Here is a 21,179-nt window from a genome sequence, read left to right as displayed (position 1 = left end):
GTATCACTGAAGTAGACACGACGCCGGGCGGGCCGCGGCCACAAGCCGCCGCCCGGCGTCGTGCATCCGGCGGTACTGCCGCCGACCGGCGGCCGCGCCGCCTTCCGGCAAGACCCTCTGCCGGGCCACAGCAAGACCTAGTTAGGAACCGACAATGGCTGTTGGAGTCTTTGACCTCTTTTCCATCGGAATAGGGCCATCCAGCTCGCACACCGTGGGCCCCATGCGGGCCGCCGCCGTCTTCGCCGAAGAACTCAAGGCTTCCGGCGACCTGGACAAGGTGGCGTCCCTGCGCGTTGACCTCTATGGCTCGCTTGCCGCCACGGGCCACGGCCACGGCACGATGACCGCCATCCTGCTCGGGCTTGAGGGCTTCCACCCCGAACTGATCCTCCCCGAGGAAGTGGAAGGCCGGCTCGCCACGATCGCGGAGACCGGCATCCTGCAACTGGCCGGAGCTGTTTCCCTGCCGTACGGCGTGAAGGACATGGTCCTGCGGCCGCTCACCATCCTGCCCCGGCACACCAACGGGATGACGTTCACCGTCTCGGACGCCGACGGCGAGGTCCTCCACAGCGCCACGTTCTTCTCCGTGGGCGGCGGCTTCATCGTCCGCGAGGGCGAGGAAGAGGCGGCCCTGAAGGAACTCGACGAATCGAAGAAGGAACTTCCCCTGCCGTTCCGGACGGCCGCGGAACTGCTGGGCCGCTGCCAGTCCAAGGGCCTCTCGATCGGTGAGATCATGTTCGTCAACGAGCGAGCCTCGCGCACCGAGGAGGAGATCCGCGAGGGGCTCCTGCACATCTACTCGGTGATGGAGGGCTGCGTCGAGGTCAGCCTCAAGCGCGTCGGGCTGCTGCCCGGCGGCCTCAAGGTCCGGCGTCGGGCCCCCGACTGGCACGAGCGCCTCATGAAGGAGGACAAGGACCGGGACCCGAAGTACTGGCAGGAATGGGTCAACCTGATCGCGCTGGCCGTGAACGAGGAAAACGCCTCGGGCGGCCGTGTGGTCACCGCCCCCACCAACGGCGCCGCGGGCATCATCCCGGCCGTGCTTTACTACGCGCTGCACTTCGCACCCGGCATGGATAAGGCCACCCAGGCCGACCGCGACGACGTCGTGGTCAAGTTCCTGCTGACCGCGGCCGCCGTCGGCGTGCTGTACAAGGAACAGGCCTCGATCTCCGGCGCGGAGGTCGGCTGTCAGGGCGAGGTGGGCTCGGCGTCGTCGATGGCCGCCGCCGGCCTGGCCGAAGTCATGGGCGGCACGCCCCAGCAGGTGGAAAACGCCGCGGAAATCGCGATGGAGCATAACCTTGGCCTGACCTGTGATCCGATCGGCGGCCTCGTCCAGATCCCCTGCATCGAACGCAACGCGATCGCCGCGGCGAAGGCCATCAACGCCGCCAAGATGGCCCTGTGGGGCGACGGCTCGCACCGGGTCTCCCTCGACGAGGTCATCGTGACCATGCGCGAGACCGGCAAGGACATGAGCTCCAAGTACAAGGAAACCGCGATGGGCGGCCTAGCCGTGAACGTCGTGGAGTGCTAGCGGGCTAGCCGGCGCCCGCCGGGGCCACTTGCGGCGGACGCTAGTTGTGCAGGGCCGCCCACAGATTCAGCGTGGACGCGAACACGATCCAGGACAGGTAGGGCAGCATCAGCAGCCCTGCCGTCCGGCTGATGGGCCCGAAGAGCACCACGGTCACGGCCACCGCGACGGCGAGTGCCACGATGATCCCGAACGCGATCCACAGCGCCGGCGTCCCGAGGACCGGGTACAGGGCAAAGAAGGCCGGGGTCCACAGCAGGTTCAGCACCAGTTGGAGCCCGTAGGCGGTGAGCGCCGTCCTGGACCCTTCGGCGTGTTTGCGCCAGACCAGCCACGCCGCGACGGCCATGGCGGTGTACAGGAGCGTCCAGACCGGGCCGAAGACCCAGTTGGGCGGGGACCATGGCGCCTTGTCCGCCGTGGCGTACCAGCCGTTGACGTGGTTGGCCGTGGCCAGGCCGCCCAGGGCCGCAACGAGCGCCGACGCGCCGAGGAACACGAACAGTGCGATCACCTGGGAGCCGCTTCCGGCGTCTCGTGAGCGTCCGCCGGGCGCCCCGGGACGGCCTTCCAGCGGTTGTTGCTGAGCCTGCATGAGACCAGCGTAACCGTCTTGTCCGGACCGGCGGCAGGGTGCGGACCGATAGACTTGGGGCTGCATGTCCGCATGCCGCCGACGCTCGTACCGCAATGATTGGATGCCGCACCCTTGCGTGAATTCACTGCCCGCTTTGCCTCCGCCGAAGAGATTGCCAACTGGGATGCCCACGTCACCGCGAACCCCAACGGCGGCAATCTCCTGCAATCCGAAGCCTTCGCCGAGGTTAAGCAGCACTTTGGCTGGAAACCCCTGCACCTGGTCTACGAGACGGCGGACTACACGAGCTACAACCTGGTCCTGGAGAAGTCCTTCCCGCTGCTCGGAAAGCTGTGGTATCTGATCAAGGGCCCCGACGTGGCGTCTGTCGACGACATCCCCGGGATCACCGCCGCGAACGCGGACTTCGTGAAGCGGGCCAGGCTGGGCGTCTTCGCAATCAAAATCGAGCCGGACATCATCCTCTCCGACGACGCCGCCCGGGTCCTTGAAGGCGCCGGACTCGTCAAGACCCACAACCTGCAGCCGAACGACTCCACGGCGCTTCTTGACATTGCGCCGGAGGAAAACCAGCTGCTGCGCAACCTGCACTCCCGCGGCCGCAATGCCGTGCGCCGGGCCATCCGCGAGGGCGTGGAGGTCCACAACGTCGAACCCACGGATGAGAATTTCCGGGCCATGTATGCCCTGATGACCACCACGGTGGAGGCCAAATCCCAGGTCCGGGTCCGCGAGTATGAGTACTACCGCCAGTTCTGGACCAACTTCCTGAAGCGGGACCAGGGCAGGCTGCTCTTCGTGTACGAGAACGGCGTGCCTTCGGTGGGCGCGTTCGTGATCAACTACGGCCGCAAGGGCACGTACAAGGACGGCGGGTCGCTGCAGAAGCGGGGTCAGTACGGCGACTCGCACCTTGTGCAGTGGACGGCCATCAACCAGCTCAAGGACCTTGGCTGCACCGAGTACGACTTCTGCGGCACCCCGCCGAGCGACAAGCTCAAGGACACGTCGAACCCGTTCCACGGGCTGGGCCTCTTCAAGACGAGCTTCAGCAAGACCGTGACCGACTTCGTCGGCTGCTACGACCAGGTGCTGAGCCCCTTGAAGTACAAGGCCTGGATGACGGCGGGGGAGCGCGTGGCACGCCAGCTCTACACCCGGCGCACGGGCCAGCAGTTCTACTAGGCCATCGGCAAAAACCGTCAAGGACAGTGAGGAGGCCGGAATGAACAAAGAACCCGACGGCCGCCGCAGGCCGCCCACGGACGGCCTGCCCCGGACCGAACCGATGTCGCCCATGCAGGTGCGCCAGAACGTCGCCGCTAAGCGGATGCTGCGCCGGCTGGTCCAAGGTGAAAACCCGCCGACGGCGCCGCTGAGCATCGTGGACCGGCTCGCCGGCAGCCCCTATGCCAACCCCATGATCCAGGTCGGCGGGGTGGACGCCTCGGCCCGCAAGACCATCGACTTCGCCCTCAAACTGGCGGAATCCATGTTCCGGTACGGGGCCGGCGCCCTCGAGGTCGAGACCAGCATCATTGCCATCACCGCCGCGCTCGGGTTGAAGAACATCGAGGTGGACATCACCAACCAGTCGGTGGCCATCAACTATGCCCCGAAGGACCAGACCCCCATCTCCTTGCTGCGCGTCGTGCGGTCCTGGACCAACAACTACGCGGGCCTCTCGCAGGTGCACCAGCTGGTGACGGACATCGTGGCCGGCGGCGTCGGCCGCGAGGAAGCCGTGCGCCGGCTCGAGGACATCACCCGCAGCGCCAAGCCTTTCCCGCGGTGGATGGTCACGGTGGCTTTCGGCGTGTTCTCCGCCGTCTTCGTCGGCGTCCTGGGCGGAGGGCTGGGCGCGTCCATGGTCGCGTTCATCTCCAATATGTTCGTGAGCCTGCTGGCCCGCCAGCTGGGCCGCTGGCGTACTCCGGACTTCTTCATCACGGCCTCGTGTTCGTTTCTGGTGACCATCATTGCCCTGCTGTTGTGGCGTTTCGGCAGCCCGGTGGGGATACAGATTGCCCCGGCGATCGTGGTGGTCGGCGGCATCCTGCTGCTCCTGCCCACGGGACGGCTCGTATCCTCGGTGCAGGATGCGATCAACGGCTTCCCCGTCACGGCGGCGGGCCGGTTCCTGTCCACGATGCTGACCTTCGGGGCGCTGGTCGCCGGCATCGCCGTCGGCTTCGTCGTGGGCGACATGACCGGCATGGAACCGATCGACGTCACGGAAACATTCCCGCCCAGGTATGACTTGTGGGTCATCGTGGTCCTGATCGCCATTGCGGTGCTGATGATCGGCATTACGGAACAGACCAGCGTGAAGCTGCTGCTGCCGACGGCGGCCGTGGGGGTGGTGGGCTATCTGGTCCTGATCGGGGGCGACGCCGTGGGCATCGGGTCCCGGTTCGCGCCGGCCCTCGCGGCCGTGGCGATCGGCTTGCTGGCCCGGGTGTTGGCCCTCCGGATGGGTGCTCCCCAGCTGGTCGTGGCCGTCCCCGCGGCCCTGATCCTGCTTCCCGGCCTCACCATATTCCGCTCCATGTATGTATTGACCATCGAGGAATCCGAGATTCTCATAGGCGCCGGGGGGATGCTGAACGCCGGGGCGATCGTGCTCGGCGTCGCTGCGGGGATTGTGCTCGGTGACACCCTGGCACGGCCCCTGACGCGAAGCCTCGCCAGCAACGAGCGGCGCCGGGCCCGCCGCCGCTAGGCTGTCCGGCCAGCGGTGCCTTTGGATCTGGCGCCGTTAGATCCTGTGCCGTGAGATATTCGGCCTCAGATCTTGCCTATCGGCAGCTTCTTCTCCGCCTGGAAGTCGTCCTCCACGCGGCCCTTGGCCCAGTAGCCGGAGAGGGAAACCTGGGTCCGCTCCAGCCCGCGCTGCACGTAGAAAACGCTGCGCAGGCCCTTCATGTAACCCCGCTCGCCGTGGGCAAAGACCTGGACGCGGCCCTCGGGCCACTCGGCCTCGCGCACGGCCGTGACCAGCAGTTCGCTCTCGCCGGCGGGGACGCCGCTGCGCAGCAGCCAGCGCAGTTCGACGCCGGCAGGCGCCGCGATCGCCTGGATGTCGGCGTCGCTGTCCACCTCGAGGAAGGCGAGGCCGCGGGCGTCTTGGGGCAGCGACTCGATGGCGGCGCCGATGGCCGGGAGCGCCGATTCATCGCCGGCAAAGAGGTGCCAGTCCGCCGTCGGGTCCGGGTTGTAGCCGCCGCCTGGGCCCGTGAAAGTGAGGCGGTCACCGGGCTTGGCCGCTGCTGCCCAGGGGCCCGCGAGGCCCTCGTCGCCGTGGATGACAAAGTCGATGGCGAGTTCCTGGGCCGCCGCGTCCACCCAACGGACCGTGTAGGTCCGGGTGAACGGCCACTGGCTGCGCGGCATGGATTCCCGGATGGCCCACAAGTCCAGGGGGTCCGGGTAGTCGATGCCCGGCTGCGGAAACACGATCTTGACGTACCGGTCCACATAGTCGTTGTTGACATACCCGGCGAAGCCCGGGCCGCCAGCGATGATCCGGACCATGTGCGGGGAGAGCTGTTCCCGGCGCAGGACTGTCAGGTCAGTCTGGGGGCGCGAGTTCTTGTTGGCTGTGGTGGCGGCGGGGACGGAGGTCATGCAGCTAAGCCTAACCAAGAACCCCGGCCGGGAACCCCGGCGGGGAGGCCTGTTACGGCAGCGGCGGCAGTTCCCAGTCGACGGTCCCGTTGCCCTGTTCCTGCAGCAGCGTGTTGGTCCGGCTGAACGGCCTGGAACCGAAGAAGCCCCGGGATGCCGAGAGCGGGCTGGGGTGGGCGCTGGCGATCACGGCGGCGGACCCCAGCAGTGGTCTGACGGACTCGGCATCCTTTCCCCACAGGATCACGACGAGGGGAGCCGTGCCAGCGCCGTCCGCGGACACGCGATGCGCGACAGCCCGGATGGCCGCCGCCGTGACGGCTTCCCAGCCCTTGCTCCGGTGCGAACCGGCCGCGCCGGCGCGGACGCTGAGGACCCGGTTGAGGAGCAGCACGCCCTGCTCCGCCCAGCGGCTAAGGTCCCCGTGGACGCGGGGCGGGAAGCCGAGATCGGCCTCAAGTTCCTTGTAGATGTTCGCGAGGCTGCGGGGGATCGGCCGGGTGCCACCATCGACGGCGAAGGACAGCCCGACGGCGTGCCCCGGCGTCGGATACGGGTCCTGTCCCACGATCAGGACCCGCACGCCGGACAGCGGCTGCCGGAAAGCGCGCAGGAGGTTGGACGGCGACGGGAGGACCTCATGACCCGCGGCCGCGTCGCTGGCGAGGTAGTGCAGGACGTCCCGCAGCTGTGGCTCCACCGGCGCCAGCGCCTCGGCCCAGTCCTGGGCAACCAGCTCGCTCAGCGGCTGGCGTGCCAGCTCCGCGAAGCTGAGGTTGTCGGCGGCTGCGGGCTCCAGCTCGAACAGGGCATCGGAATCAAACACAGGTCCCATTCTCCCGCACGTCCGCGCGCGCCGCCCGTTCCTGGACCGCGCCCAAATGACAACCCTGTCGTTCGGCCGTAGCATGGGACTGACTTTTTACCGGATCCAGCCAAGGGAGTGTGTCGTGGCCGAAACAGCGCAAGAGCACGTGCTCGCGGGGGATTTTGACGGAATTTCCGAGTCGGGGGACAGCCTGGGGGCGGTGGCGGACGAATCGCCGCTGAGTGCCCGTGACCAGCAGATGCTTGCTTTGGAGCGGCAGTGGTGGAAGTACGCCGGGGCCAAGGAACAGGCCATCCGCGAGCTCTTCGACCTTTCCGCCACGCACTACTACCAGATCCTCAACGCCCTCATCGATACCGAGGAGGCGCTGGCCCACGATCCCATGCTGGTCAAGAGATTGCGTAGACTACGTACATCACGCCAACGTGCCCGCACTGCCCGTCGTCTGGGAACAGATTCGTAAAGTAGCGCCACGCGCAGCCGGATTCGCAGGTCCTGTTGCGCCCGCTTCCGGCCTCGGGCACCCCGTATGAAATCAGCAAGGACGTCGTTTAACCATGACCAAATACGCTCGGGATGAATTTGATCGGGTCCCCGAGACCTCTACCCGGCAGGGTGTCCACCGGACCGTCGCCGAATCGCGCCGCCGGAGCCTGGTTCCCATCCTGGCGGCGGGCTGCATAGCGCTGGCCATCGGCCTGGTGGCCTTCCTGATCCTGCCCAAGCTCGGCTTTTCTGCGGGCCAGGCATCGGCCGTCTCCGCCGGCAGCAGCGCGTCCGCCAGCAGCAGCCCGTCTGCTACGAGCCCGGCGAGCCCCAGTCCCGAGGCGACCAGCACGGCCCCGGCCAGCCCCGAAGCTGCCACGACGGCGCCGGAAGCCTCGCCCTCTGCAACACCGGGGGACACTGCCGCCGGCGTGGACAAGACGCAGCCGGTGACGATCTATAACGGGACCACCACCGCCGGCCTCGCCAGCAGGGTCGGCGGCACCGTCAGTTCCGCCGGCTGGGTCCTGGGCCAGACGGGCAACTGGCCCGGCGTTCCCCAGCAGACGTCGGTGATTTTCTACAGCAGCGTGGACCAGAAGGGCAACGCCGAGGCTCTGGGAACGCTCCTGGGCATCGACACCCTGGTGGAGTCCGCCGAGTTCAACATGCCTCTCGTCGTGGTGATCGGCCCCGGCTTCCAGTAACCCATTCCGGTTACGCCTCAATAACTATTCACCGGCGGGTCTGCCCGTCACCGGCATTACTGCGGGACGCTGTGGATACAGTGGCTGCGGATTTCTCTTCGCAGTCCGCGGCGCACATCGACGTGGGCCGCACGCAAGCTAGTTGAAAGTGTGGACACCATGGCACTGGGAACCGTCAAATGGTTCAACGCCGAAAAGGGCTACGGCTTTATCACTGTCGACGGGTCCGAGAACGACGTCTTCGTGCACTGGTCCGCGATCATCGGGGAAGGCTACCGCGCCCTGGATGAGGGCCAGCGGGTGGAGCTGGAAATCGGCGAGGGCGAAAAGGGCCCGCAGGCTGAAAGCGTTCGGCCCGCCTAGTGGCACTTCCCGCCCTCACGGACACCCCGCGGGACACCGCCCGGCGTCGCACAGGAGCTTTCCCGTTGGGCCGCGCCCTGGCAGCGGGAACGGTAACGGCCCTGGCACTGACAGGCTGCCTGGGGCCTGCGGGCAGCGCCCGCGTGGCCAGCGCCGACGCCAGTGGCGACGGTACCCTGCGCATCGGCCTAATCCTGGACAACACCGGGCGGCAGAACTTCCTCAACGCCCCCCAGCTCGCGGCCGCACAGCTTGCCGTCAAGGACATCAACGCCGCCGGCGGCCACAAAGGCAAACCCGTGGAGCTGCTGCCGGAAACCATCAGCACGGACACCGCCGCCCAGGCCAAAGCGCTCGTGGCCGCCAAGGCCGACGTCGTGATCGGTCCCACTGATTCCAGCCGTGCCCCGGCCGCCATCGACGTGCTGTCCAACGCCAAGGTAGCGCTCATTTCGCCGGCCAACTCTGCCAGCGGGCTCAGCAACTACAAGAGCGGCGGCTACTACTTCCGCACCGCGGCGGCCGACGTCGCCCAGGCCTCCGTCCTGGCCAAGCTGGCCAAAGACGGCGGCGCGAATACCCTGGCCGTCCTGCACGAGGAAGGTGACTACGGCAAGGATGTCGCCGCCGCCGTCGACAGTGCGGCCAAGCAGTCCGGCATGGACACCGTGGCGGACGCGGAGTTCAAACCGGGCCAGGCGCAACAAGCTGTTGCCGCCGCGAAAGCCGCGAATCCCGACGCCGTGGTCCTGGTCGCGCGCGATGGCGCCCAGGGCGCCATCGCCGAACTGAACAACGCCGGCCTTGCTGGGAAGAAACTCGTCCTCAGCGACGGAGCAGTCAACCAGTACGGCTCCGGGCTGGGCGCACGCGCTCTCGACGGCGCACGCGGGATCCTGCCCGGTGTGTTCCCCTCCGCCGCCTTCCAGGCGGACCTCGTGGCGGTAGATCCCGGGCTGAAGGACATGACGTTCGCCGCCGAGACGTACGACGCCGTCATCCTGGCCGCCGTCGCTGCCGCCGCGGCAGAGGACGACGCCGGAACCTCCATCGCGGCGTCCCTCGTCCCCATCTCCGGCGGCGCCGCGGCAGCAGACGGCCAGACCGCCAGCCCGGCCGCTAGCAAGGTGTGCACGAGCTACAAGGACTGTGAAGACGCGCTGCATGCAGGCCAGCGTCCGGACTACGACGGCCAGTCCGGACGGATCAGCTTCGATTCCCACGGGGACATCACTCAGGCGAACTACGTGGTCTACACCTACGGCGAGGACAACATGGCCAAGATGAGCGGCACGGAGACCGCCAGCAGCAACGGCGGCTGATCGCTCATAGCGTATTGGGCCCGCGTGGCGGGCGGTTCGGGCCGGCCACTGCTTGCACTCTCCCCGGGGGAGTGCTAATTATTGAGTTAGCACTCCAGCGCACTGACTGCTAACACGACGCCCGGTCCGCCCGGCCGCGAAGTGAGGCGGCCGGTCCAGGAGCTAAAGAAACACCTTGCTGGGGTGAGATCCCGGACCCAGCGGCATACAGAGGCCGCCGGGTTGGGATCGTCCGTCGCGGGCACCGCAGCGAAGGTTCATTCTTAACGACTGTCCCGAAAGGACTACTGCCGTTATGGCCAAGATCATTGCATTTGATGAAGAGGCACGCCGCGGTCTTGAGCGGGGCCTGAACATCCTCGCCGACGCCGTCAAGGTCACCCTCGGCCCGCGGGGACGCAACGTCGTCCTCGAAAAGAAGTGGGGCGCCCCCACGATCACCAACGATGGTGTTTCCATCGCCAAGGAGATCGAGCTGGACGATCCTTACGAGAAGATCGGCGCCGAGCTGGTCAAGGAAGTTGCCAAGAAGACGGATGACGTCGCTGGCGACGGCACCACCACGGCCACCGTGCTGGCCCAGGCCCTGGTCAAGGAAGGCCTGCGCAACGTCGCGGCCGGCGCTGACCCGCTGTCCCTCAAGCGCGGCATCGAGAAGGCCGTCGAAGCCGTCACTCGCGAGCTCCTGGCCTCCGCCAAGGAAATCGAGACCAAGGAAGAGATCGCCGCCACCGCGTCCATCTCTGCTGGCGACAACGAGATCGGCGCCCTGATCGCCGAAGCCCTCGACAAGGTCGGCAAGGAAGGCGTCATCACGGTCGAGGAGTCGAACACGTTCGGCCTCGAGCTGGAGCTCACCGAAGGCATGCGCTTCGACAAGGGCTACATCTCCGCTTACTTCGTCACAGACGCCGAGCGCCAGGAAACGGTCCTTGAGGATCCCTACATCCTGATCGTCAACTCCAAGATCTCCAACGTCAAGGAACTGGTTGCTGTCCTCGAAAAGGTCATGCAGTCCAACAAGCCGCTGCTGATCATTGCCGAAGACATCGAGGGCGAGGCCCTGGCCACCCTGATCGTCAACAAGATCCGCGGCACCTTCAAGTCCGTTGCCGTCAAGGCTCCGGGCTTCGGCGACCGCCGCAAGGCGCAGCTGGCCGACATCGCCATCCTCACCGGTGGCCAGGTCATCTCCGAGGAAGTCGGCCTCAAGCTTGAGACCGCCGGACTCGAACTCCTCGGCAAGGCCCGCAAGGTTGTTGTCACCAAGGACGAGACCACCATCGTTGAGGGTGCAGGCGACGCCGACCAGATCGCCGGCCGCGTGTCCCAGATCCGCGCCGAGATCGAGAACTCGGATTCCGACTACGACCGCGAGAAGCTGCAGGAGCGCCTGGCCAAGTTGGCCGGCGGCGTTGCAGTCATCAAGGCCGGTGCCGCAACCGAAGTCGAGCTCAAGGAACGCAAGCACCGCATTGAGGACGCTGTCCGCAACGCCAAGGCTGCTGTTGAAGAGGGCATCGTCGCCGGCGGTGGCGTTGCCCTGATCCAGGCCGGTGCCAAGGCATTCGCGAACCTGCAGCTCTCCGGTGACGAAGCAACCGGTGCGAACATCGTCCGCGTTGCCATCGACGCCCCGCTGAAGCAGATCGCCTTCAATGCCGGCCTCGAGCCCGGCGTCGTGGTGGACAAGGTCCGCGGCCTGCCCGCAGGCCACGGCCTCAACGCAGCCACCGGCGAGTACGTCGACCTGCTGGCCGCCGGCATCAACGACCCGGTCAAGGTAACCCGCTCTGCCCTGCAGAACGCGGCTTCCATCGCCGGTCTGTTCCTCACCACCGAGGCCGTTGTGGCCGACAAGCCGGAGAAGAACTCCCCGGCTATGGGCGGCGGCGACGACATGGGCGGCATGGGCGGCATGGGCGGTTTCTAACCACCCGGCTTCCAGCCACCTGAACTAATTGTTCAACGACGGCGGTCCCACCTTCGGGTGGGGCCGCCGTCGTCGGTTAAGCACATCCCCGCCCGGACACCCTCCCTCACTTAACGCACTGATCCAGCCGACGCCGCCTCAGGTATCACGGTGATCACGCGACTGCTCTGCTGAGAACGGCGGTGAGGGAGCGTTGCGTGGTGGGGGAAGGATGTGAGGGGCGCCGGGTGGTTTGTTGCCGACGTGAGGGGGCGTCGGTGGACGTCGGCGGGGTCTGGCAGGATAGATCAGTGACGATTACAGCAGCGGCCGACGGTTCGGCCTTAGGAAATCCCGGCCCGGCCGGCTGGGCCTGGTACGTGAATGACGACTGCTGGCGCGCCGGCGGATGGCCCCACGGCACCAACAACCAGGGCGAGTTGATGGCGGTGCTGGACCTGTTCCGGGCCACGGCTCACGTGCCCGGCGAAGACCTGCTCATCCTCTGCGACAGCCAGTACGTCATCAACGCCGTGACCAAGTGGATGCCCGGCTGGAAACGCAAGGGCTGGCGCAAGGCGGACGGCAAGCCGGTGCTGAACGTCGACCTCCTCAAGGACATCGACCAGGCCCTCGTCGGCCGCAAGTACACCTTCGAATGGGTGCGGGGCCACGCAGGTCACGAGCTCAACGAAGCGGCAGACGACCGCGCCCGGGCAGCTGCCACGGCGTACCAGCAAGGCGTGGCCGTCCGGCAGGGTCCCGGATTCGGGACAGCGGCAGTCGGGACGCCACCAGCAGCCCACGCGGTCTCCACGACGCCGCAGGCGGCCCCTCAGGCAGCGCAGGCAACGGCGGCCCCGTCCAGGGCGGCGGCCCCGCAGCAGGCCATGCGACCGACCCAGTCCGCGGCTCCCTCCGGCCAACAGCAACTCTTCGGCCCACCAGGCGCCTTCGACGAGCCGGACCTCTTCAGCGAACTCGAAGAAGAACCGGCCGCAGCCTTGGCGGAGACCAGCCCCGAAGCAGTGGTCGAGTCGCTCGAGCGGGAACTGCTCCAACCGGAAACCCGGGCGGACATGGGCCGCACAGCAGTCCTGCTCCACCCCGACTTCACCGAAATCGGCAGCTCCGGACGCATCTGGACCCGCGACGCCATGATGATGGCCCTGGAGGACAACCCGGGCGGACCCGCCGAACTGGAACTGCTGGGCGCGGACCGGCTGGGAGAGAAGACCGTGCTCCTGACGTACCGCAGCCACACGCGCGAGGGATCAGCCCTGCGCAGCTCCCTGTGGGTCCTTGAGGGCGCACAGTGGCGGCTGCGCTTCCACCAGGGCACGCCCGAGGCCTGACCCGCCCCGGGGCGGCCTGACCCGGACCCGGGAGGCTCAGGTGAAGCGCTGCACGTTCCCCAGCTCTGCCTGGTCATAGGTGGCGGCCGCCGAATTCAGTGCCAGGTTGATGGACGCCAGGGATGCTTCGACCCTGCCTTGGGTCAGCGCCCACTCGGCGACCAGGTTCTGGAAGTTTGTCGCCGCGGAGCCGCGCCAGCTGCCCTGAAGTTCGTCCAGCCCGTGTTTCATGGCGTGGACGTCCGCGCTGATCCGCTCCACCGTGGCCTTCACGTTGGCGGATTTCAGCTGGAGGAGTTCCGTATCGACGGAGATGATGCTCATGGCCGTGCCCTCTCAAATGTTCGAAGGAGGCAGCAGGGACCCGGCAACGTGACAGTCAGCGCTTGGAGTCAGTCGAAAAATCTACTGTGGTCTCTTCTCACAACACAGTTTTGCTGGACAAGCTTGCGGGGAGTGTCTGCCTCATCCGGATCTTCCGGACACCTCGAGCGTAGGCAGGCAGCGCACCGGGCGGACACCGCCGTCGGCTCCTATGTGGACAACTCCGGCGCGGACAATGCCGTGGCGTCTTCGTCCAGGAACGGGATGCTGACCACCAGCGTGGCGCCGCCGCCGTCGGTCTTTTCGACCCGCACGGACCCGGAATGCGCGCCGATGATGGCAGCCACGATGGCCAGGCCAAGTCCGCTGCCGCCGGTTTCCCGGGTCCGCGACGTATCGGCCCGGTAGAAGCGCTCGAAGATCCGGGCCGCCTCCTCATCCGGGACGCCCGGTCCGTGGTCTCGGACCTCGATTACGGAGTGCCGTGCGCCGTCCGGCGCGGTCCGGACCCCGACGCCAATCTCGATCGGGCTGCCCTCCGGCGTATACCGCAGGGCATTGCCCACCAGGTTGCTCACCACCTGGCGCAGCTTGGCTTCATCGCCCAGGACCGGGGCAGCAGCCGGGGCAGCTCCGTCGAGTCCGGTGAGGGTGATGGTGCGGCTGCGGTCGCTGGCCTGGGTGTCCACCACGGCATCGTTGGCCAGGAGCAGCAGATCCGCCGGTTTCTGCTGCAGCGGGCGCTGTTCGTCGATTCTCGCGAGCAGCAGAAGGTCCTCGACCATGGCCCCCATGCGCTTGGCTTCGCTCTCGATCCGTCCCATCGCGGTGGCCACGTCTTCCGGCGTGGACAGCGCGCCGTGCCGGTAGAGCTCGGAGAATCCCCGGATGGTCACCAGCGGGGTGCGCAGTTCGTGTGAGGCGTCGGCCGCGAAGCGCCGCATCTTGGCCTCGGATGCCATCCGGGCGGCGAATGCTGTTTCGATGTGCGCGAGCATGGCATTGAGCGAACTCCCGAGCCGGCCCACCTCAGTGCCCGGGTTTTCAACCTCCACGCGCCGGGACAAGTCTCCGGCGGCGATGGCGGCGGCCGTCTTCTCCACGCGAGCCAGCGGCCGGAACGACCGCGATACGGTCCACGTGGCGATGAAGAATGCCAGGACCAGCGTCAGCAGACCCACCCCCACGACCACCAAGGCGGCGTGTTCCATCACGGAATCGACGGGGTCCAGGGGCAGGCCGATCACGACGACGGCGCTGCGCTGGTTGTTGTCCACCACGTTGACCGCCACGACCCGCCAGTTGCCGCCGTCGGTGCCGCGCACCTGGAAGGGCGCCTGCTGGCGTTCCCGGGCTTCGACCGTGGAGAAAGTCTTGATGGCGGGGTGGGAGTCCTTGTCGCCGCCAAACGTGTAAGGGGGCGCGCCCGGGCTGAAGAGCATCAGCGAATAGTCGGTGGGAACGGTGGAGGTCGTTTCCTGCAACTGGCTGAAGGACTGCTGCTGACGCGCGGAATCGACGGCGGCCCGGAGCTTGTCATCCACCTGGCCCTGCAGGAAGCTGTGCAGCAGGGTCAGCGTGCCCGCACCCGTGGCCGTAAGGGCCACGAGCATGAGCGCCATCATGATGGCCACGAGCTGCGACCGCAGAGACGCCGACTTCCAGCGGTACAGCAAGGTCAGCGCTTCTCCGCTGTCCGCAGGACGTAGCCGACGCCGCGCTTGGTCTGGATCAGTGCCGGGGCATCGGGATCGATGTCCACTTTGCGGCGCAGGTAGGAGATGTAGGACTCCACGATGGAGGCATCGCCGTTGAAGTCGTACTCCCAGACGTGGTCCAGGATCTGGGCCTTGGACAGGACCCGGTTCGGGTTGAGCATGAGGTAGCGCAGGAGTTTGAATTCGGTGGGGGACAGCTCAATCACGGTCCCGCCGCGGCGGACCTCGTGGGCGTCGTCGTCGAGCTGGAGGTCATCGACCCGGATCACGGCGTCGTCGTCGACCTGGGGCTGCGTGCGCCGGAGAACGGCGCGGATGCGGGCCACCACCTCGTCGAGGCTGAACGGCTTGGTGACGTAGTCGTCCCCGCCCACGGTCAGGCCGGTGACTTTGTCTTCGGTGTCGTCCTTGGCCGTGAGGAACAGGACGGGGAAGTGCTTGCCGGCGGCACGCAGGCGCCGGGTGACGGTGAAGCCGTCCATGTCCGGCAGCATGACGTCCAGGACTGCCAGATCGGGGGCGTGCTCCTCCGCGGCGGCCAGTGCCTCGCGCCCGCTGCCGGCGGAGACAACTTCAAAACCTGCAAAACGCAGGGACGTTGACAGCAGCTCGCGGATGTTGGGTTCATCATCGACGACGAGCAGCTTGGCTTCGGGACCGTTCTTCTTCATGCTCCCATGATGCTCCCAGACTCTGGGAGTTTTCTGAATGAAAGATGGGTGTTGCATGGGCTGTTCCCGCCCTCGGGGAACTGCCGGGGCCGCACCAAGCGCGGCGCCGCCCCGGCTCAACCGGCGGTACCGACGTCGTTGGCGTCCATGATCCGGTAGGCGTAACCCTGTTCGGCCAGGAAGCGCTGACGTTTCGCGGCGAAGTCCTGATCCAGGGTGTCCCGGGCCACGAGCGAGTAGAACCGGGCGGCGCGGCCATCCTTTTTGGGCCGCAGCAGCCGGCCCAGGCGCTGGGCCTCTTCCTGGCGGGAGCCGAAGGAGCCCGAGACCTGGATCGCCACCGAGGCCTCGGGCAGGTCGATGGAAAAGTTGGCCACCTTGGACACCACCAGGGTCTGCACCTCGCCGGCACGGAACGCATCAAAGAGGCGCTGGCGTTCCTTGACCGTGGTGTCGCCCTTGATCACGGGCGCGTTGAGGCGCTCGCCGATCTCGTCGAGCTGGTCGATGTACTGCCCGATCACCAGCAGCTGTTCGCCGGCGTGTTCGGCGACGAGTTCTTCCACCACGCGGGTCTTCGTCTCCGAGGTGGCGCACAGGCGGTACTTGTCTGCGTCCTCGGCCATGGCGTAGGCCACGCGTTCGTCGCGGGGCAGGTCGATCCGGACCTCGACGCAGTCCGCGGGCGCAATGTAGCCCTGTGCCTCGATGTCCTTCCACGGCGCGTCGTAGCGTTTCGGGCCGATGAGGCTGAAGACCTCGCCCTCGCGGCCGTCCTCGCGGACCAGGGTGGCGGTGAGTCCCAGCCGGCGCCGGGCCTGCAGGTCCGCCGTCATGCGGAAGATGGGCGCGGGCAGCAGGTGGACCTCGTCGTAGATGATCAGGCCCCAGTCGTTGCCGTCCACGAGCTCCAGATGCGGGTACAGCCCGCCGCGCTTGGTGGTCAGGACCTGGTAGGTGGCGATCGTGACGGGCCGGACTTCCTTGACGGAGCCGGAGTATTCGCCGATCTCCTCCTCGGTCAGGGATGTGCGTTTGAGGAGCTCGTCCTTCCACTGCCGGGCCGAGACGGTGTTGGTCACCAGGATCAGGGTGGTGGTGGAGCTGGTGGCCATGGCGGCGGCGCCCACCAGCGTTTTGCCGGCGCCGCAGGGGAGCACGACGACGCCGCTGCCGCCGGCCCAGAAGTTCTCCGTTGCCAGCCTCTGGTAGGGGCGGAGCTTCCAGCCGGATTCGTTGAGCATGATCGGGTGCGGCGTGCCGTCGACGTAGCCGGCCAGGTCCTCGGCCGGCCAGCCGATCTTGAGCAGCAGTTGCTTGAGCTGCCCGCGCTGGGAGGAATGCACCACCACCGTCTCGCCGTCGATCCGCGGCCCGAGCAGCGGGGCGATCTTCTTGGCCCGGCTGACCTCTTCGAGCACCGGATAGTCGGACGTACGCATGACCAGGCCGTGCTGCGGGTCCTTTTCCAGCCGGAGCCGGCCGTACCGGGACATGGTCTCTTCGACGTCGATCAGCAGGGAGTGCGGCACGGGGAACCGGGAGTACTTGAGCAGGGTGTCCAGCACCTTTTCGGCGTCGAGCCCTGCAGCCCGGGCATTCCACAGCCCCAGCGGCGTCAACCGGTAGCTGTGCACGTGCTCCGGGGCCCGTTCCAGCTCGGCGAACGCCGCGATGGCGTGCCGGGCCTCTGTTGCGAGTTCGTGGTCGACCTCCAGCAGGATGGTTTTGTCACTCTGGACGATCAGGGGCCCGTCATTCACTGGAGCAATTCCTCTGTGGCTTCTACGTCGATAATCCGGTGGATGGACAGGACACGCTCGGTCTCCTTGTCAGGATCGAACACCCGGACACGCCCGCCATTCACTGCTACCGGAACAACGTTCTCGCGGCTGGCATTCCCCATACCGTCCACAACATTCATGACCACCCGCTGCTTGAGGCGGATCGCCTTCAGCAGGGTTTCCAGCCCCAGCTGGGTGGCCTCCTCGCTGCCTGGGGCAGCCGCCGGAGGATGAGCACCGGCAGCGCCGGGGGCGCGGGTCCCGTCGCTGCGCAGCACGGCCAGTTGGGCGTCGATGTCCGCCTCCGGCGGGGCCGTGCGCGGGGCCGTGTAGACCGGCCTGCCGCCGCCGGAAACCGGGGTGCTGCGGCGCAGCCGGACGACGGCGGACGAGGCGTCCTCCAGCACGGGGGCCAGGCCCAGGCCTTTGAGCACCTGGGCGGTATCCCGCGGTGCGGCGTGCGAGATGACCACGGTGGGCGCGATCCGCACGAGCCCGAGGCCGGCGGCGGCCGGGGCGTTGAGCAGATCCAGCAAGGCCGTCTCGTCCTCGCTCTGGATAAAGCTCGCCGCAGCCCCGACGCGCAGCCGGGAGTGGCGGGCGGCGGTGTCCTCGATGAGGTACTGCAGGGGCTGGGGGATGGCCGTGGCTGAATGCCGCCGCAGGAACTCCAGGATCGCCGCGGCGTCCTGGCCGGCGTCGAGGGCCCGGCGGACCGAACCAACGGAGAACCGGTAGATGGTTGCCGGTCCCTGCCCCTCGGCCGCTGCCATGGTGAGGAGCCGGTCGCTCAGTTCGGGATCGAGATAGCCGGGGGCCACCGCGGTCAGGTCCGCCTGCAGCAGTATGTGCTGCAGGGCTGCCGGCAGGTGTTCGCCTAGGATTCCGAGGGCATCATCCGGCTGCTCGGCGGCGATGGCGGCCCCAAGCTGGCTGAGCGCGCCGGAACCGATGAGGCCCAGCATCTCTGCCTCCATGAGAATGCCGCGGATCAGCGAGCTGAACCGGCGGGCCATGCGGGGCTGGGTCCACTCGGCCCGCTCCAGCACGGCACCGGCATCGAGGACGGGCGCCTGCCCGTCGGGGGCCGCGGCCTCCAGGGTGAGTTCGTTCAGGATTTCCAGGACCCGTTTGCGGACCACCGGGGCGTCGGGCCTCTGTGCCTCGGCCGAGAGCGCGTTGATAGTGGTCCCGGCCATGCCCCGGTGGCCCGCCGGCCCCGGGGCAGCAGCATTCACGGGCTGGCCCACGAGCGAGGGGGCGCGCTCGCTCGCCAGCCAGGCGTTGACCAGCCACAGCCATTGTTCCTGCCGGGGAAGCGCCAGCCACTCCAGCTGCGGCGGCTGCACCCACGCGGAGCTGTCGACATCCAGCCGGAGCAGGCCTGCCATGCCGCAGAGCTCCGCGAGCACCCCGGCCTCCTGCACGCCGATCCGCAGCGAATCCGCCAGCCGCTTCATCTCCCGTACCCCGACGCCCCCGCTGCGCAGCGTCGCCAGGGGCTGCTCACGCACGGTGTACAGCACTTCGCCCACGAGCCGCAGCGTCTCGGCGATGGCGCCCAGGGCGGCGTTGCGGCGCAGCCCGGCGCTCGTGAGGCCCAGCCGGGGTACGGGCGGCACGAGGGAGAAGTCCTCAATGACATACCCGCCACGCAGTGACACGCCGACGCTGTGCGGCAGTTCGACGTGCGCGGCGTCCAGCGGCACCAGCAGTCCCCGCGCCAGCAGCCAGTCCACCGGGCCGACGTCGGAACTTTCGTGGAGCACTGTGGCACGGCGTTGCGCCTGCGGAACGGCGCCCATGGCCCAGTTGCCGAACCGGGCCAGCAGCGCGGACGTGCGTTCCGGCGCGCTGGCCAGGATGCCCTGGACAGACTCCGGTGTTGCCGTCCAGTGCTGCAGCGCCAGGGCCGCTTCCATCGGCGTCGTGGCGGGGGAGATGGATGCCCCGCTACGGTGCAGTTCCCCCACCAGTTGCACCACGCGCTGCGCAAAAGCCGGTTGGAGCCGCACGAGCTCGGTGTAGCTGCGTCCCAGCCCGGCAGGGTAGATGCCGATCACATCCTTGAGGCTGCCGACGGGGAGGTAGTGCCGCGCCTTGGCGGCGGCGGGAGTCGCGCCGTGCGGTGGATCGGTGCGGTGGACGAGGGCCAGTTCCTGCAGGGAATGGAGCAGGCGGTCGATCGCGGCAACCGAGGAGCCATTGATCAGTTTCTTCAGCGTTGCCGCGGATGCGCTGTGTCCGGTGTCGGCGTTGGTGCACAGGTGCAAGGTTTCCAGCACCTGCATCTGCGGACGGTTGAGCCGCTCGAGTGCCCGTTGCACGCTGACTCGTCCGCTGGCGCGGGCGGCCAGGGCGGCGAAGTCCGGGACGCCGGGAGAGATCAGGTCCGGCCGCGCGGAGAACAGGGCCCGCAACGAGTCGTCGCTTCGTGCCTGAAGTTCCTTGCTGAGCGCGCGGATGAGGGACATCGATCCAACGTTACCTTTCGCCGGGCCCGCGCGGGCGGCGCCGGGCGACCGCCGCGTCGACAACAAGGGCGAGCATGAGCATAAATGCCACCGGGAGCCCGTAGAGGGCCACCGAGGTAATCCAGACGGGCGCCACGACATGGTTGAACGCCAGGGCCATGACAGCGCCGACGGCGACGAGGGACAGCACGGCAATGGCGGCCGCAAGGATCATGAAGGGCCGCCGGTAACGCGTCAGTGTCATGAGGGCAACGCTAACAGTCCGGCCTCGCCCGCGCCTCACGCCGCTAAAGTGAACAAGGCAGGATAACCTTGGAGATACAGACCAACACGGTCCGGGCAGTCATACCCTGAACCCGCGTATCCATGCGGATGCGGTGACCGCCGGCCGTGTCCCCGCAGAACGAAGAAGGTTGATTACGTGCCTACCGGCAAGGTCAAGTGGTATGACAAGGAAAAAGGCTTCGGATTCCTCGCTGGCGAGGACGGCCAGGAAGTCTTCCTGCCCAAGTCCGCGTTGCCCGAGGGCGTCACGGACCTCAAGGCCGGAACGCGCGTTGAATTTGGGGTAGCCGACGGCCGCAAGGGGGCCCAGGCCCTCGGCCTGCGGGTGCTGGACAAGACACCGTCCATCGCCAAAGCAAAGCGGCCCAGCGCCAAGGACCTTGCCCCTCTGGTCCAGGACCTCGTCAGCGTGCTGGACAACCTGTCCGGAACCCTGTCCGCGGGCAAGTACCCGGAAGGCAACAAGGGCAAGGCGATTGCAGCCGCCCTGCGTAAGGTTGCCGACGAGCTGGACGTATAAGGCTCTTGATGACTCAGGAACCTGATCAGTTGCCGGCGCCGGATGCCGGATCCAAAGTGCCGGCCGGATCCAAGGGAACCGGCCCGAAGCAGGGGCCCCGCCCTCGCGCCGGCGTGCCCGTCTGGCGCACCGGCAAGCCTGACGCCTTTCTGGCCGCCGCCGTCGACGTCGCCCGCGCCGCAGTGGAAAGCATCGCCCCCGCGGAGCAGATCGGCGAGCACCTCGGTGCCCGCAGCGAAGGCGACCGCCTGGTGACCCATCTGTTCGAATCCAGGCTGCCCGGATACCTGGGCTGGCAGTGGTACGCCGTGCTGACCCGCAACTCGCGGTCCAAAGTGGTGACGGTCGACGAGCTCGGCCTGCTGCCCTCGGAAGACTCCATCCTGGCGCCGGCCTGGGTCCCGTGGGCTGAACGGGTCCGCCCCGAAGACGCGCAGACGGACGAGACCGAGGAGGCGGCCGGCGCCCGGGCGCCGTCGCAGGCGCCCGACGCCGAGGACGACGTCCAGCACGACGGCGATGCCCAGGCCGCCAGCGAGCAGGACGACGACGAGCAGGACGCCACCGAAGACGACGCCGCCGAGTACGACGCCGAGGATGCTCGGGAACGCTCCGCCGACGAGGCCGACTAGCGGTTGGAAGCGTCCGGGAG

Annotated in this window: 20 protein-coding genes; 11 read left to right on the top strand and 9 right to left on the bottom strand. The window is 67.6% G+C overall.

The annotated features are described in order from the left end of the window. The first annotated feature begins 154 nt into the window (after window positions 1–154). A complete protein-coding gene (locus tag ACVWZ7_RS07245) occupies window positions 155–1,552 on the top strand; it encodes an L-serine ammonia-lyase (RefSeq protein WP_116766978.1) in 1,398 nt (465 codons plus the stop codon). A gap of 40 nt (window positions 1,553–1,592) precedes the next feature. Here ACVWZ7_RS07245 and ACVWZ7_RS07240 read toward each other — a convergent pair whose 3' ends face one another. Continuing rightward, window positions 1,593–2,147 carry a TspO/MBR family protein gene (locus ACVWZ7_RS07240; RefSeq protein WP_456507430.1) on the bottom strand — a complete coding sequence of 185 codons (555 nt, stop codon included), beginning with the start codon at window positions 2,145–2,147 and terminating at the stop codon, window positions 1,593–1,595. A gap of 114 nt (window positions 2,148–2,261) precedes the next feature. Here ACVWZ7_RS07240 and ACVWZ7_RS07235 point away from each other — a divergent pair, with 114 nt between their 5' ends. Both ACVWZ7_RS07235 and ACVWZ7_RS07230 read left to right on the top strand, forming a co-directional pair. Next, the gene (locus ACVWZ7_RS07235; RefSeq protein ID WP_344363481.1) at window positions 2,262–3,335 is read left to right on the top strand and encodes a lipid II:glycine glycyltransferase FemX; all 1,074 of its coding nucleotides are present in this window, start codon (window positions 2,262–2,264) and stop codon (window positions 3,333–3,335) included. A 40-nt stretch (window positions 3,336–3,375) separates the two neighbouring features. Next, a complete protein-coding gene (locus ACVWZ7_RS07230) occupies window positions 3,376–4,872 on the top strand; it encodes a threonine/serine ThrE exporter family protein (RefSeq protein WP_456507429.1) in 1,497 nt (498 codons plus the stop codon). A gap of 65 nt (window positions 4,873–4,937) precedes the next feature. Here ACVWZ7_RS07230 and ACVWZ7_RS07225 read toward each other — a convergent pair whose 3' ends face one another. Together ACVWZ7_RS07225 and ACVWZ7_RS07220 are read right to left on the bottom strand one after the other, a co-directional pair. Further along, window positions 4,938–5,777, bottom strand: a complete 840-nt coding sequence (locus ACVWZ7_RS07225; protein ID WP_456507428.1) for a siderophore-interacting protein — start codon at window positions 5,775–5,777, stop codon at window positions 4,938–4,940. A gap of 52 nt (window positions 5,778–5,829) precedes the next feature. Next, window positions 5,830–6,612 (bottom strand): uracil-DNA glycosylase, encoded by a 783-nt coding sequence (locus tag ACVWZ7_RS07220; protein WP_456507427.1) that lies wholly within the window; start codon window positions 6,610–6,612, stop codon window positions 5,830–5,832. Between the two features lie 163 nt (window positions 6,613–6,775). Between ACVWZ7_RS07220 and ACVWZ7_RS07215 the strand changes: the two genes are divergently transcribed. From ACVWZ7_RS07215 to ACVWZ7_RS07190, 6 genes are all read left to right on the top strand, one after another. Continuing rightward, on the top strand, window positions 6,776–7,069 hold the full coding sequence (locus tag ACVWZ7_RS07215; RefSeq protein ID WP_456509082.1) for a DUF3263 domain-containing protein: 294 nt from the start codon (window positions 6,776–6,778) through the stop codon (window positions 7,067–7,069). A gap of 94 nt (window positions 7,070–7,163) precedes the next feature. Then, the gene (locus ACVWZ7_RS07210; protein WP_344363493.1) at window positions 7,164–7,799 is read left to right on the top strand and encodes a LytR C-terminal domain-containing protein; all 636 of its coding nucleotides are present in this window, start codon (window positions 7,164–7,166) and stop codon (window positions 7,797–7,799) included. 159 nt (window positions 7,800–7,958) lie between these two features. Next, window positions 7,959–8,162 carry a cold-shock protein gene (locus ACVWZ7_RS07205; RefSeq protein ID WP_139184482.1) on the top strand — a complete coding sequence of 68 codons (204 nt, stop codon included), beginning with the start codon at window positions 7,959–7,961 and terminating at the stop codon, window positions 8,160–8,162. Then, window positions 8,162–9,484, top strand: coding sequence for an ABC transporter substrate-binding protein (locus tag ACVWZ7_RS07200; protein ID WP_456507426.1), 1,323 nt, complete (start codon window positions 8,162–8,164; stop codon window positions 9,482–9,484). Before ACVWZ7_RS07205 ends, ACVWZ7_RS07200 begins: the two co-directional genes overlap by 1 nt. Before the next feature lie 295 nt (window positions 9,485–9,779). After that, on the top strand, window positions 9,780–11,417 hold the full coding sequence (groL, locus tag ACVWZ7_RS07195; RefSeq protein WP_091251391.1) for a chaperonin GroEL: 1,638 nt from the start codon (window positions 9,780–9,782) through the stop codon (window positions 11,415–11,417). A 290-nt stretch (window positions 11,418–11,707) separates the two neighbouring features. After that, complete coding sequence (locus ACVWZ7_RS07190; RefSeq protein ID WP_456507425.1) at window positions 11,708–12,751, top strand: RNase H family protein; 1,044 nt, start codon at window positions 11,708–11,710, stop codon at window positions 12,749–12,751. 36 nt (window positions 12,752–12,787) lie between these two features. Here the strand turns inward: ACVWZ7_RS07190 and ACVWZ7_RS07185 are convergent, their stop codons facing one another. The 6 genes from ACVWZ7_RS07185 to ACVWZ7_RS07160 all read right to left on the bottom strand — a co-directional run bounded on the left by ACVWZ7_RS07185 (window position 12,788) and on the right by ACVWZ7_RS07160 (window position 19,966). After that, window positions 12,788–13,075, bottom strand: coding sequence for a WXG100 family type VII secretion target (locus ACVWZ7_RS07185; protein ID WP_091251583.1), 288 nt, complete (start codon window positions 13,073–13,075; stop codon window positions 12,788–12,790). A 209-nt stretch (window positions 13,076–13,284) separates the two neighbouring features. Continuing rightward, a complete protein-coding gene (locus tag ACVWZ7_RS07180) occupies window positions 13,285–14,751 on the bottom strand; it encodes a sensor histidine kinase (RefSeq protein WP_116766970.1) in 1,467 nt (488 codons plus the stop codon). A 2-nt stretch (window positions 14,752–14,753) separates the two neighbouring features. Further along, window positions 14,754–15,464, bottom strand: coding sequence for a response regulator transcription factor (locus tag ACVWZ7_RS07175; protein ID WP_091251396.1), 711 nt, complete (start codon window positions 15,462–15,464; stop codon window positions 14,754–14,756). A gap of 116 nt (window positions 15,465–15,580) precedes the next feature. After that, window positions 15,581–17,227, bottom strand: coding sequence for a DNA repair helicase XPB (locus ACVWZ7_RS07170; protein ID WP_344363543.1), 1,647 nt, complete (start codon window positions 17,225–17,227; stop codon window positions 15,581–15,583). Continuing rightward, entirely contained in the window at window positions 17,224–19,722 is a 2,499-nt protein-coding gene (locus ACVWZ7_RS07165; protein ID WP_456507424.1) for a helicase-associated domain-containing protein, read from the bottom strand. Before ACVWZ7_RS07165 ends, ACVWZ7_RS07170 begins: the two co-directional genes overlap by 4 nt. Before the next feature lie 10 nt (window positions 19,723–19,732). Continuing rightward, window positions 19,733–19,966 (bottom strand): hypothetical protein, encoded by a 234-nt coding sequence (locus ACVWZ7_RS07160; RefSeq protein ID WP_116766967.1) that lies wholly within the window; start codon window positions 19,964–19,966, stop codon window positions 19,733–19,735. A gap of 177 nt (window positions 19,967–20,143) precedes the next feature. Here ACVWZ7_RS07160 and ACVWZ7_RS07155 point away from each other — a divergent pair, with 177 nt between their 5' ends. Further along, window positions 20,144–20,527, top strand: coding sequence for a cold-shock protein (locus tag ACVWZ7_RS07155; RefSeq protein ID WP_091251405.1), 384 nt, complete (start codon window positions 20,144–20,146; stop codon window positions 20,525–20,527). 8 nt (window positions 20,528–20,535) lie between these two features. Further along, window positions 20,536–21,159 (top strand): DUF3027 domain-containing protein, encoded by a 624-nt coding sequence (locus ACVWZ7_RS07150; protein ID WP_456507423.1) that lies wholly within the window; start codon window positions 20,536–20,538, stop codon window positions 21,157–21,159. The last annotated feature ends 20 nt before the right edge of the window (window positions 21,160–21,179 follow it).

This window comes from Arthrobacter sp. TE12232, assembly GCF_054062615.1.
This window is presented reverse-complemented; position numbering and strand designations above follow the sequence as displayed.